11 protein-coding genes are annotated in these 12,263 nt (G+C 56.1%); 5 read left to right on the forward strand and 6 right to left on the reverse strand.

All coding sequences use genetic code 11. From position 1 onward, the window contains the following. The coding region (locus tag ACT3R4_RS12980) for a hypothetical protein (RefSeq protein WP_496201868.1) at positions 1-246 on the forward strand (246 nt) is incomplete at its 5' end. A gap of 149 nt (positions 247-395) precedes the next feature. Further along, entirely contained in the window at positions 396-833 is a 438-nt protein-coding gene (locus ACT3R4_RS12985; RefSeq protein ID WP_441679264.1) for a hypothetical protein, read from the forward strand. A 12-nt stretch (positions 834-845) separates the two neighbouring features. On the opposite strand, the gene ACT3R4_RS12990 is transcribed toward ACT3R4_RS12985, so the two are convergent. Further along, positions 846-1,766: a hypothetical protein gene (locus ACT3R4_RS12990; protein WP_441679265.1), complete on the reverse strand. Its 921-nt coding sequence runs from the start codon at positions 1,764-1,766 to the stop codon at positions 846-848. Between the two features lie 123 nt (positions 1,767-1,889). Between ACT3R4_RS12990 and ACT3R4_RS12995 the strand changes: the two genes are divergently transcribed. Then, positions 1,890-2,459 carry a putative glycolipid-binding domain-containing protein gene (locus tag ACT3R4_RS12995; protein WP_441679266.1) on the forward strand — a complete coding sequence of 190 codons (570 nt, stop codon included), beginning with the start codon at positions 1,890-1,892 and terminating at the stop codon, positions 2,457-2,459. Between the two features lie 50 nt (positions 2,460-2,509). Further along, positions 2,510-2,998 carry a GNAT family N-acetyltransferase gene (locus tag ACT3R4_RS13000; protein WP_441679267.1) on the forward strand — a complete coding sequence of 163 codons (489 nt, stop codon included), beginning with the start codon at positions 2,510-2,512 and terminating at the stop codon, positions 2,996-2,998. Positions 2,999-3,102: 104 nt separating this feature from the next. Here ACT3R4_RS13000 and pgi read toward each other — a convergent pair whose 3' ends face one another. From pgi to ptsP, 4 genes are all read right to left on the reverse strand, one after another. After that, positions 3,103-4,767: a glucose-6-phosphate isomerase gene (gene pgi / locus ACT3R4_RS13005; protein WP_441679268.1), complete on the reverse strand. Its 1,665-nt coding sequence runs from the start codon at positions 4,765-4,767 to the stop codon at positions 3,103-3,105. Between the two features lie 213 nt (positions 4,768-4,980). Continuing rightward, entirely contained in the window at positions 4,981-6,720 is a 1,740-nt protein-coding gene (locus ACT3R4_RS13010) for a PTS fructose-like transporter subunit IIB (protein WP_441679269.1), read from the reverse strand. Beyond that, positions 6,717-7,685 (reverse strand): 1-phosphofructokinase, encoded by a 969-nt coding sequence (pfkB, locus tag ACT3R4_RS13015; protein WP_441679270.1) that lies wholly within the window; start codon positions 7,683-7,685, stop codon positions 6,717-6,719. Before pfkB ends, ACT3R4_RS13010 begins: the two co-directional genes overlap by 4 nt. Further along, the gene (ptsP, locus tag ACT3R4_RS13020) at positions 7,685-10,579 is read right to left on the reverse strand and encodes a phosphoenolpyruvate--protein phosphotransferase (protein ID WP_441679271.1); all 2,895 of its coding nucleotides are present in this window, start codon (positions 10,577-10,579) and stop codon (positions 7,685-7,687) included. Before ptsP ends, pfkB begins: the two co-directional genes overlap by 1 nt. A gap of 208 nt (positions 10,580-10,787) precedes the next feature. Here ptsP and cra point away from each other — a divergent pair, with 208 nt between their 5' ends. Then, entirely contained in the window at positions 10,788-11,768 is a 981-nt protein-coding gene (gene cra, locus ACT3R4_RS13025; RefSeq protein WP_441679272.1) for a catabolite repressor/activator, read from the forward strand. A gap of 18 nt (positions 11,769-11,786) precedes the next feature. Here cra and ACT3R4_RS13030 read toward each other — a convergent pair whose 3' ends face one another. Then, positions 11,787-12,260 carry a methylglyoxal synthase gene (locus tag ACT3R4_RS13030; RefSeq protein WP_172118287.1) on the reverse strand — a complete coding sequence of 158 codons (474 nt, stop codon included), beginning with the start codon at positions 12,258-12,260 and terminating at the stop codon, positions 11,787-11,789. Positions 12,261-12,263: the final 3 nt, after the last annotated feature.

The following is a 12,263-nucleotide window of genomic DNA, read 5'->3' on the forward strand; positions in this document are numbered from 1 at the left end:
CTAGATCGAATTGACGGGAAGATCTACGCCGAGTTCGGCGACCAGTCGTTCTCGCTGCTGCGTGAAGATGGAGGTGTGGTCGCGCCAGACAGCTTGCGCCTGAGCTTTAACTACGAACCAGACAAGAACCCACGCGTAGGCACCTGGAAAGCCGATTTTGTCGCCCCCATGCACGACGTTAACGAAGTCATGCTGTTCATGCCTAATGTTGCGCCCATTGGTCCGATTGTCATTCGGGATCGTTAAACAACCGGTTCTACATCCGTCCGTTATACAGAGTGTAGCCGTACTGCTTCATTGCCTTGGTAAGAAATTACCAAGGCAATGTTGTATCGGGTACCAGGTTTTTGGGCCAAATTTGGCTTATGCTGGAGGTTTAAATGTAAGGTAAGCCTATGAAACCTTTCTCCATTCTTTTGATTCGATTACTCGCTATTTACCTCGCCATTACGCCTTTGCTAAGCGTATCGCCGCTGCTGTTTAGCCCCGGCTACGATGCGGAGCTAGCCCAGTGGCTGCCATGGCTCGCAGCCACTGCTGTTATTCCTATCATCGCGGGTATCGTACTGTGGTTTTCTGCGGTAACGCTGGCCAATAAATTTCTTGGAGATGAGCCTGCTTTAACGATTGCCGAGGAGGGCCTGGTACGCGCAGGCAGCTTCTTGATCGGTGTGTATCTTTTCGTTCAGCATTTAAGCACAGCGATAGGCCAATGGGCATGGGGAGGCATAGTGGCCTATGGTTCGCTAGCAGCGGTGGTGCTCAGCATTGGCCTAATAGTTGGCGCTCGCTTTCTAGCCAAGCTGTATAGAAGGTTGAAGTATTTCGAGTAATGGAGCGAATGGTCACACTTCCACGCTAATGCTACCCGTGACTACGCTGGCACTGTTCACGGTAGTAGGTAGCATTTGGCCTAGCGAAGAGTAGAGTGCATTGGAGGTTGACTGGGCCAGTGTCCGGTCAAGTTTTCTCATATCTTCTTCCGCCTTTTTTAGTTCTCGGCGGGCTTCTTTATCCTCTTGACGTAGGCGAATCTTTAGCTCATTCATCGCTTCCTGAAGCTCTTTTTTTGTGTCGATCAAAATACTGCGTAGAGCGTGTTCGCTGGCACTAATTCCTTGAGAACGGCGATCATCCTGCGGTTGCGAAGTGATGATTACGGCCGGCTCGTTTGGCGCGTTATTGGTCGTGGTGGCTGCATCTTGGGCATGCTCGCTCTGCTCATCCTCCTGGTTCACCATGGCCGCCTCCGCACTGGCGAGCGTCGCGTTGGCGGCTTGAGCGTCAGCTTGTGCATCGGCGCTGCCGTTTTCAGCACTGTCAGGAGAAGCGGTAGGGGTGACACTTGTTGGCTGGGCGCTCGTTACCGTAGGCGTGACAGAAGGGCCAGCGCTACCACCGCCGCTATCATTTAATTGCCGCGCTGCCACACCTAGCTCGCGGGCGATGCTTTTAAGCTCTTTAGCCATGGATTTGAGCTGTTCTGGTGATGCAAAGCGCATCATCGCTTTAAGTGTTTCCAGCCGCTGCTTTAAAAAGCCGACTTTCTGCGAAGCATTTTGCATCGCTGACTCTTTCGGGCTGGGCAGGGCCGCCAGTTGCTCAAACGCCTCTTTCTGCTTTTTAAGGCGTTTAGTCAGTGCATCGTCAGCATCCGGTGCTGCCACCATCGGGCTCTTTTGGCTCGCGACCCGAGACACCTTCAAAGCGGAAGACGATTCGTGACGGGTACCTATCAACATAAAATTGGAAAATCCGATCTTCATGGTCGATCCTTCGTTGTTATTAATAGACGTTATCGGCCATTTATAAGTTAACTTTAGTAAGGTTGAACTGGCTTGAGGGATACCGCCGCATAGGGTGATTGATAGGAGTAAGGTTCGGAATTTATGACGATGCCAACCAACGATACGATTGTCTGGCAGCGGTTGGACCTGCCAGGACATGAGTTATGTAGCGTGAGCAGCGGCGAAAAAGGCCACCTGCTGACAGGATCTTCCATCTTCGTAGCCAAGGGACACAAGTGCTTGCTCTCCTACAGAGTCGTGTGCGATGCGGCTTGGAAAACGCAAGAAGTGCATGTGGTCGGTAACATTAATGATGAGCCGATTGATGTGGTACTTATGGTCGAGCCTGGCAATGTGTGGACGTTGAACGGGGTTGAGCAACCTCAGGTTGAAGGGTGTATTGACGTTGATCTCGCCTTTTCACCAGCGACGAATTTGCTGCCTATCAGACGATGCAATATGGCTATAGGAGACTCCGAGCAGGCAGTCGCTGCTTGGTTAACATTTCCAGAGATGACGTTAGAAAAGCTCCCTCAACGCTACACACGGCTATCAGAATCAATATTTCACTACTCATCCAGTGGCGGAGCATTTGAAACGGAGTTAACGGTAACGTCATCAGGTTTTGTATCTAACTACCCGCTGTTGTGGCGAGAAGAGCATGGCGAATAACCATCGTAGCTTCAATGATGGCCGGGCCTGGACAATGAGCCTTCGGTATTGTGGCAGCAAGCTTATATTCAGCTTCCATAAATCGGTTTGGGCGGTATAAAGCAATGCACATTGCCAGGTTGAAAGCGGCACAGAGTGATCGTGATTTTATTTGGCGTGCTTATGAAAGCGCCTACCAGAATGTTGTCGAGCGTCAATTCGGCACGTGGGAGGCCGAGCTTCAAATGCCAGCTTTTGATGAAAAATGGCGCCAGGGTGGTTTTGAGGTCTTGGCGTTAAACGGTAAGTCTGTAGGTGCTGTATGGGTTACAAATGAAGGGGAATTTCTTCAGCTTCGGGATCTGTTTCTTTTAGCGGAATATCAAGGGCGGGGAGTTGGTGCACACATTGTGCGCCAGGAGCTTGAAAAGGCCAGAGTGCTGGGCGTGCCTTTACGGCTTCGTGTTTTAAAGCAGAGCTTGGCCATCGCCCTGTACGAGCGGTTGGGTTTTACAATATGCGGTGAGGCATCAACGCAGTACTGGATGGAAGCGAACTAACACGCTGTTTTCGTCGATACAGCATCAATACAGATTACGTATAAAAAGCCCCGGCTATTACGCCAGGGCTTTGAATAAACGCTTTCCTCTATGTCTAAAATCCGCTAACTCTTTTTCCTGGTCGATTTTTTGGCGTTTTCAGCTTGTTGACTGTTGGTGCTGGCGCCGTCACCCGGAAAATGCGCCCGCACCAACTCTAACAACCCTTGGGTCGAGGCATCAAAGTCGGCTGCGTTAGTGTCGATACGCTCGCTGATTTCACCGGCGATGCGCTTGCCTAGCTGAACACCCCATTGATCGAATGAGTTGATGTTCCAGATCACGCCTTGAACAAAGACCTTGTGCTCGTAGAGTGCGATTAGCGCGCCGAGATTGCGGGGAGTGAGTTCATCCAACAGTAACGTACTGGAAGGGCGGTTGCCGGGGCAGCTGTAGGGGTCGTGCTGGCTTAACTCTTTACCGTCGCCCTGGCTGCCTTCCATAAAAGCGTTAGCCTGGGCGAGCATGTTGGTTAATAGCGCAAAGTGGTGGTCTTCCATGCCAGGCTCCGGTTTGAGCGAGGCGATAAAGTCGATAGGTACGTAGCGCGTGCCCTGGTGCAGCAGTTGGAAGAAGGCGTGTTGACCATTGGAGCCGGTTTGACCCCATACAATCGGGCCGGTTTTATAGTTGACCGGGTGGCCGAAAATATCCACCGATTTGCCGTTGGACTCCATATCCAGCTGTTGCAGGAAGGAGGGCAGCTGGTTAAGCGCTTGGTCGTAAGGCACGATGGCTTGGGTTTCTGCGCCAATAAAATTGATATACCAGATGCCGATAAGCGCCATGAGCACCGGCATGTTCTCGGAAAAAGGCGCCTCAATAAAGTGGCGGTCCATCTCGTGGGCACCTTCCAGCAGCTCAATAAACCCTTCAAAACCGATAGATAACGCAATCGGTAAGCCGATTGAGGACCACATGGAGTAGCGCCCACCCACCCACGCCCAGAACTCGAACACGTTCTCTTCACGGATGCCGAATTCCATGGCCGCTTTGCGGTTGGTCGAAGCGGCGACAAAGTGGGCACCTACATCCGCGTCGCTTCCGGCGTTCTCCAGGAACCAGCGCCGCGCTGTTTTTGCATTGAGCAGCGTTTCCTGGGTGGAAAATGTCTTGGTCGAGACGATAAACAGCGTGGTGGCCGGGTCCAGGCGCGAAAGCACCTTCTGGATATGCGTGCCGTCCACGTTGGATACAAAGTGAAAGTGCATCTCCGGATGACGATATTTAAGTAGCGCGCGCACCGCCATATTGGGGCCAAGGTCCGAGCCGCCAATCCCGATATTAACGACATCCTTGATCGACTGGCCGCTGTAACCTTTCCATTCTCCGCTGCGTACCGTTTCAGAAAACTGTTTGATCTGTTCGCGGGTGCGGGTAATTTCCGGCATGACGTCTTCGCCGTCGACATACACCGGTTCGTCACTCAGGTTACGCAGCGCGGTATGCAGTACCGGGCGGTTTTCGGTAACGTTGATAATATCGCCAGAAAACATTTGTGCCCGGCGCTGCACCAGCGCGGAGTGGTCAGCAAGCTCTATCAGTTTGGTGAGCACTGCGTCGGAAACATGATGCTTTGAATAGTCCAGAAACAGACCGCCTACCTTGAGGTTCATCTTCTCAAAGCGCTTCGGGTCGTTAGTGAAGTAGTCCCGGATGCGGTCGTTATGGGTGTTGTCGCGCAGGCGTTCAAGCGCCTGCCACGTAACGCTACGGGTGAGTTGAAACATAGAGCGCGTATCCGTTGTTGTTGAGTGGCAAATATTAACTGGGGTAAATGGCGGTGATATCGATTATGTAAAAATACTACATAAAAAAGCGATAAGGGCAACTATCCGTTGAGCGTGGCGATAAAACAGGTAATAAAACAGCAATGACGTCAGCAGCCTTTATACAGGGCTAACCACGAGCAGGCATTGCGCCTGCTCGTGTTGAGCTAACACTTAGCTGGCGACGGCCACTTGAGCGGCGCCGCGTTTAATAAAGGCGTAGCTCAGGCCAGTGATGAGTGAGCCTGCCACAATGGCGCCCAGGTAGAGCAGTGGCGGGGTGATTGCATTAGGAATCAGCAGGACGAAAATACCCCCGTGCGGGGCCATTAATTGGGCACCCACCAGCATCGAAAGCGCACCTGTAACGGCGCCCCCAGCGATACAAGCGGGAATAACGCGCAGCGGATCTTTGGCCGCGAACGGAATCGCGCCTTCACTAATAAAGCACAACCCCAGTACGAACGAAGCCTTGCCGGCTTCACGTTCCGGCTCGGAGAATTTGTTGCGTGCCACGAAGCTTGCGATACCCATGCCAATGGCCGGTACCATGCCTGCCGCCATAATCGCGGCCATGGGGCCGTAGGTGCCTGAGGCCAAGAGGCCCACACCAAAGGTGTAGGCCGCCTTGTTAACCGGGCCGCCCAAGTCAAAGCACATCATGGTGCCCAGCAAAATACCCAGTAATACAGCATTGGTGGAGTCCATCGACGCCAGGAAGTTGGTTAACGCATTAAGCAGCGCGGCAACCGGTTCGCCCACGATGTAAATCATGACCAGGCCTGTCACAAGGCTCGCGATCAGCGGAATAATCAGGATGGGCTTAAGTGACTCGATGCTCGAAGGCAGCTTCACATGGCGAGTGACCGCAAGGGCTACGTAACCGGCTAGAAAGCCTGCCAGAATACCGCCAATAAACCCCGAGCCAATGTCCGCCGCCAGCATGCCGCCAATCATACCCGGCGCAATACCAGGGCGGTCGGCAATTGAGTAAGCGATATAGCCTGCTAATACCGGAATCATCAACGCAAACGCGGTGCCGCCGCCAATCTGCATTAACGCAGCGGCCAGGGTGCCTTCCTGCTCGAACGCCTCGATGCCGAACATAAACGACAGGGCGATTAGTAGCCCGCCCGCCACTACCATGGGCAGCATAAACGACACGCCGGTGAGCAGGTGTTTATACACGCCTTTCTCTTTCAGGCTTTTGCCATCGTTTGAAGCCGTATTAGCCGTGCCTGCACTTTCCACACTGGCCTGGGTTAGGGCGTTTTCAATCGTTGCCTGGGATTTTTTAAGCGCTGTACCGGTCGAGGTGCGGTACACGCGTTTACCGGAAAAACGCGTTGGATCAACTTCAATATCGCAGGCCAGAATGACAACGTCGGCGGCGGCGATTTCGTCTTCCGTTAGCTTGTCCTGGGCGCCGACTGAGCCCTGGGTTTCCACACGTATTGAGTGGCCCATGGCGTTGCCCGCCTCAGCCAGCGCTTCTGCGGCCATAAAGGTATGAGCAACACCGGTGGGGCAGGCGGTGACGGCCACAATGGTTTGGCCGCCGGCAGCGGCTGGCGCTTTTGTTTGAGAGGTAGCCGCCGGGGCGCTATACAACGGTGCTTCGCGTTTAGCGGTGGTTAAAAACGCGTCCGGGTCAGGCAACGCTTGAGCAATCGGTGCCTGGTAAAGGCGTTTGCCTTCAAATCGCTCCGATGCGGGTACGTGCTCGGCGGCTACGACAATTAAATCGGCATGGGCAATTTGTTCGGCATTGGCGGCCTCGACCGGTGCTAGTTCTCCGTGCATTTCTACATGCACTTTCCAACCCAAGCGCTGAGCGGCTTGTTCAAGGCGACGGGCGGCCAAAAAAGTCGTTGCCATGCCGCTGGGGCAGGCTGTAATTAGAATAATATTCATTGTGACGTTCCCTCGGTGCGGCTGGCGTGCAGGCGCTGGACCTGAGTATGTTGTAGGAGTACGGCAAAGTCGTCCGCGTGGGCATTGCCCACGCCAACATGGCGAACAGATTCGGTGGAAAGCGCCGTGGCAAAACGCAGTGTTTCTTCGTCACTTTGCTGGCTGAGCACGCCGTGGAGCATGCCAGCCACAAAGGTATCGCCGGCACCCACGGTATTGGCTGCCTGAACGCGGGGCGGCGTTGACTGCCAGGTGCCCTTGGCGTTCACCCAAATAACGCCGTCGGCCCCGGCAGAAAGTAGCGCTTGGCCAATACCTGCCTGATAAAGGCGGCAGGTGGCGCTTACTCGCTTGGCGTGATCATCCAGTGCCTCACCGGCCCAGTGGGCAAGTTCCAATTCATTGGGTTTAACGGCTTCGGGGGCTACCGCAATCGCGCACAGCAGGGCTTCGCCACTGGTATCCACCCATAACGGCACGCCGGTAGCTTTTAGTTCCGTCAGCAACGTGGCAAAGCTTGTCAGGCTTAAGCCAGGGGGCAGGCTACCTGCCACAAGAAGGGCATCGGCAGGCTCAGCGTTTAGCTGCTGTTTAATGCTGTTCAGAAGCGCGGTGACTTGTGTGGCGTCTACGCCGATACCGGGGCCGTTAATGTCGGTCACCCGGCCGCTTTTTTCCGCCAGCTTGGCATTAATACGGGTTTCCCCCGGCACGCGGACAAAGGCATCCGTAACGCCCAGCTGGGTAAACGCCCGTTGGAAGGGGCCATCGTTATCGCGCCCGAGAAATCCGCTCACCACCACGTGATGGCCCAGCGAGGCCAGCACTCGTGCAACGTTAACGCCTTTGCCCGCGGCTTCCAGCTGTGCGTTCCTGGGGCGGTTAACCGTGCCCAGCGTTAACTCTTCAAGGTCAAATGCCAAATCCAGCGCTGGGTTGAGCGTAACGGTAATAACCCGGGCCATTAGTGTGCCTCCAGCGCGTCGCGCACAGCGGCGCTGGTCGCCTGGCTTAGGGCCAGTTGCGCACTGGCTTGGGCATCGGCCAAGTCGAACTCGCGCAGGCGAGCTTTCACCAGCGGAATTTGCCGGGCGCTAACTGAAAGCTCATCAACGCCTAACCCCACTAACACGGGAATAGCCGCCGTATCCGAGGCCAGTTCACCGCAAACGCCGACCCATTTGCCTTGGGCATGAGCGGCGTCAACGGTCATCTGGATCAAGCGTAGGACCGCCGGGTGCAGGCCATCCGCTTGGGCAGAGAGCTCTGGATGACCGCGGTCAATCGCCAGCGTGTACTGGGTTAAGTCGTTGGTGCCAACCGAGAAGAAGTCCACCTCGGCGGCAAGCGTTGGTGCCAGCAGTGCGCTGGAGGGGATCTCAATCATCACGCCTAGCTGCACGTCGTTTGCGCGCTCATCCGCGGGAATTTCCGCAAGCAAACGGTCAAAAATGGCTTTGGCGGCGCGAAATTCAGCCACGTCCTTGACCATTGGCAGCATAATCCGCAGCGGCCTGGGCGTCGCTTCTGAACCCGCTACCGGGGCGGCTGCCATGAGTAGCGCGCGCAGTTGGGTTTCGAGTACGTCGGGCTCGGTTAACGCTAGGCGAATGCCACGCAAACCCAAAAACGGGTTGTCTTCCTGGGGGACTGGCCAGTAGGGCAGGGGCTTGTCGCCACCCACATCCAGGGTGCGTGCCACTAACGGGCGGCCATTCAGGGCGTCGATGGCCTGCCGATACTCGGCGGTTTGCGTGGGAAGGTCGGGTGTGCTTGAGTGGGCCATAAACAGGAACTCGGTGCGCAGCAGGCCAACGCCCTCGGCACCACGCTCAACCGCATCTTCTGCATGAGCGGTGTTGCCCAGGTTAGCAGCCACCTCCACGTAGTGGCCGTCGCGGGTTTGGGCGCGTTCATAACGCCGCTCCCAGGCATCGGCTTCGCGGGCCTGTAAATCAAGCAACTGCTGCTCGGCGCGGCGTAAGCGCTGCTCAGAAGGCGAAGGAGTGACGCGGCCTCGCTCGCCGTCCAGAATCATCATGCTGGCATTGGCTAAGGCCATTACCGCTTTGCCCGCGCCCACCACCGCGGGTATGCCCAGCGCACGGGCCAAAATAGCGCTGTGGGCAGTGGCGCCGCCACGTTCGGTCAAAAGACCGCGCACGCGGGAGGTATCCAGGCGCGCTACGTCGGAAGGACCGATATCGTCCATCACCAGAATGTAGGGGTGGTTGGGTGGCTCGGGAAGTTGGGTGTCGCACAAAACACTCAATACGCGACGACCTACATCACGCAGGTCGGCGGCACGCTCAGCAAGCAGGCGGTCGGCAAGCATTTCTTGCGCGTGGGCGGCGGTTTCAATCGCTTCCCACCAGGCCGCCTCTGCTGAACGGCCTTCACGAATGGCATCTTCGGCGGCGCGGTGCAGCTCGGGGTCATCCAGCATCTCTTCATGCATGGAGAGGATATCGGCCACTTCGCCACCCGGCGCATTGCGCACCAGGGCTTCCAGCTGGGCAATGCCCTCCTGGATGGCATTGTGCAGCCGGGTCAGTTCGCGGTCGGGATTGTCAGCCTGTTCCGGGTAATCAAAGTGCTGAGGGCGAATAACAAACACCGGCGCAATCGCAAGCCCGGGGGAGGCCGCAATCGCCGTATGCGGTGTATCGGCTGTCAAAGGCGTAACGGTTTCCTCGTGAGCAGGGTGGGTCGCCAGCTGCTCTCGGCCGCTGTCAAAAGGCGCTACCTTTTCACCCAAGCCGCCTTCAATTGCATCCGCGACGTTGGCCAGTGCCTGTGGCGCTTCACTGCCTTCGCCAGAAAGTACCAGCCACTGGCCACGGCGTGCGCCCAAGCCGATGACTTTGGTCAGGCTCGCTGCGGAAACGCTGGCGGGGCTGCCTTCTTCCAGGCGAACGTTAATCGCAACGGCCTGTGCTCGAGCTACCTGCACCAACTGTTTAGCCGGACGGGCGTGCAGGCCGTGGGGATTTAATACCCGCACGCGCTGGGTATGCGTATTGGCTGTTTCACCTGCAAGCTGAGCCAGCACTTGGGCGGCACCTGCCTTTAGTAACGCGCGGCTTGGGGTGTTTTCGAGCACCTTCTGAAGTTGCTCCAACAGGGAGGTGTGCGCGCTTCCCTGTGCTGCCAGGCAAAACAGGCCGTGAACAGCATGGCCGTTCTCTTCCATGTGTGCTTCGACCGGTGTCGCCACGCCCAGCGCAGGCTGTTGGACGCCGCTGGCGCTGCTGGCAAGCCAAAAACCGTCGCCCAGCCAAACCGGCGGTTTCGCCGCAATATCGGCAATAAAGTGGTTATCTACGCAGCCACTTTGGCGTAAGCGGGCGGCCGCTGCCAGGGCCAGTTCCTGAACACTCTGTGCGGGAAACTGCAGGCAAAGCGTGTCGCTATCCAGTCTGGGCGCGGGTGCAGATTTAGACAGCAGGCGAGCGACGTCCTCGGTGGAGCGGGCTGCGGCAAGCGCTTCAGCAACGCCGTCACGGTCCAGTACGTGCGTTAGGGCGCGCAAAATATCCAAATGTTCATCATTTTGTGCGGCAATCGTCACCAGTACATAGACGCGGTTGCCATCGTGCCATTCGATGCCTTCTGGAAATTGCAGTACTCGAACGCCAGTCCGCTTAACATGCTGGCGGCTTTCGGGCGTGCCGTGGGGAATGGCGATAGCATTACCCAGATAGGTAGATGACTGCGCCTCACGGGCATGCAGGCCCTCGCGATAGGCAGGATCAACCAGCCCCGCGTCAGCCAGTACCCGGGCGGCCTCATCCAGCGCCGCTTGCCAATTGTTGGCGTGGCGGTCAAGCAAGATGTCATTAGGACCGAGTGTGAGCATGCAATTCTCCTGTAAGGACGAGTCCGGTAACGGCTCGACGACGACGTAAAGGACACAAATGCCGAGTAACGGTATTGATCGATGCCTACCGTCTATGATGATAATGCTGAAACGATTCAGCTAAAGGCGCAAGGGGTGTGTTTTTAGACTTTGGTGGGGGTCTCGTCAAGGCGCTGTTACACTTTGCAGGCTTATAAGGAGAAAAAACATGACATTAGCCGATATTGCGCGGCTTGCAGGTGTTTCACGCACCACGGCCAGTTATGTCATTAATGGGCAGGCTGAACAGCGTCGTATCAGTGCCGCCACGATTGAAAAGGTCATGAGCGTTGTTCGTGAGCATCAATATCAGATTGATCCACAGGCGGCGGCGCTGCGCCGAGGTGCCAGTCGGCTGATTGGTTTAATCGTGCCTGACCTTGAAAACATCAGCTATGCACGCTTGGCGAAGCGCTTGGAGCGTGGTGCGCGCGAGCAAGGATATCGGCTGCTGATTGTAAGCTCGGATGACTGTGCCGAAAGTGAGCGCGCCCTGGCGCTTGCCCTGCGTGCTCAGCGCTGTGAAGTACTGATTACTGCCAGCTGCCTGGCCGACGTTGACCCATTTTATAGGGAATTGGTTAACGACGGCTGGGCCGTGGTGGGCATGGACCGAGGGCTGGATAGCCACTACTTTTCCAGTGTTGTTAGTGATGATCACGATGCCGCTGAGCGTTTAACGCTCTCGGTACTTAACCAGGATACGCGGCGAGTTGCCTGGCTTGATGCCATGCCTGAGTTGTCTATTAGTCGTGAGCGCCGGGCCGGTTTTGAGGCCGCGTTAAAAGATCGCGATATCGAGGAAGTGTATTTGAGCGCTGAGCGCTACGAGCGTAGTGAGGCGATGGAACTTGCCCAACAGCTGCTTAGCGAGCCCAAGGGGCTGGATGCACTGGTGACCGCATCGTATACCTTGATGGAGGGCGTTTTAGATGCGTTTTTAGAACGTGGAGGGCTTTCCAGGCATATCCGGCTTGCCACTTTTGGTGATCACCGCCTGCTGGATTTTTTGCCTCAGCCGATTAATTCGGTGCACCAGGATTATGATCGGATAGCGGAATTGACGCTTAACAGTGCGCTGAAAGCTGCCCGAGGTCAGGGTGGCGTCGGGCAGCAGGTCGTTAAGCGGCATCTTTTTCAGCGTGGGTAAGGGCGCTAAATCCTTAAGTTAAACCCTGGCGCTGGCCCAAGCGTTAGCATCGGGTATCGACATATCGTAGCGCTCACTTAGATAGGGCGATGAGAGCAGGAAGTCCGCGCTGGCTGCGTTGTTGGCGACAGGTACATTCCACAGCGTGGCAAGGCGTAGCAGTGCTTTAACATCGGGGTCGTGGGGCTGTGGCGCAAACGGGTCCCAGAAGAACACCAATATATCGAGCTTTTGCTCGGCGATGCGTGCGCCGATCTGCTGGTCGCCGCCTAGCGGCCCGCTCATTAACCCTTCAACGCTCAAGCCCAGTTGCTGAGTTAACCGGCCTGCGGTGGTGCCCGTACCCATTAAGTGATGCTGGCGCAGCGTCTCCTGCCAGCGTTCCGCCCACTCCAGTAGTTCACTCTTTTTGCCATCGTGGGCGATAAGCGCAATACGCTTTTGAGCGGGTAAGGTACGTAGCGCTTGGCGAGGCGGTCGGGCATCGTTCATTGT

The organism is Halomonas sp. AOP7-E1-9, assembly GCF_052376035.1.
GTDB classification, from domain to species: domain Bacteria; phylum Pseudomonadota; class Gammaproteobacteria; order Pseudomonadales; family Halomonadaceae; genus Vreelandella; species Vreelandella citrativorans.

Bases quoted from the DNA above. Each gene is read 5' to 3' on its own strand.
- ACT3R4_RS12985 (WP_441679264.1), top strand. From the start codon at position 396: ATGAAACCTTTCTCCATTCTTTTGATTCGATTACTCGCTATTTACCTC.
- ACT3R4_RS12990 (WP_441679265.1), bottom strand. From the start codon at position 1,766: ATGAAGATCGGATTTTCCAATTTTATGTTGATAGGTACCCGTCACGAA.
- ACT3R4_RS12995 (WP_441679266.1), top strand. From the start codon at position 1,890: ATGACGATGCCAACCAACGATACGATTGTCTGGCAGCGGTTGGACCTG.
- pgi (WP_441679268.1), bottom strand. From the start codon at position 4,767: ATGTTTCAACTCACCCGTAGCGTTACGTGGCAGGCGCTTGAACGCCTG.
- ACT3R4_RS13010 (WP_441679269.1), bottom strand. From the start codon at position 6,720: ATGAATATTATTCTAATTACAGCCTGCCCCAGCGGCATGGCAACGACT.
- pfkB (WP_441679270.1), bottom strand. From the start codon at position 7,685: ATGGCCCGGGTTATTACCGTTACGCTCAACCCAGCGCTGGATTTGGCA.
- ptsP (WP_441679271.1), bottom strand. From the start codon at position 10,579: ATGCTCACACTCGGTCCTAATGACATCTTGCTTGACCGCCACGCCAAC.
- cra (WP_441679272.1), top strand. From the start codon at position 10,788: ATGACATTAGCCGATATTGCGCGGCTTGCAGGTGTTTCACGCACCACG.
- ACT3R4_RS13030 (WP_172118287.1), bottom strand. From the start codon at position 12,260: ATGAACGATGCCCGACCGCCTCGCCAAGCGCTACGTACCTTACCCGCT.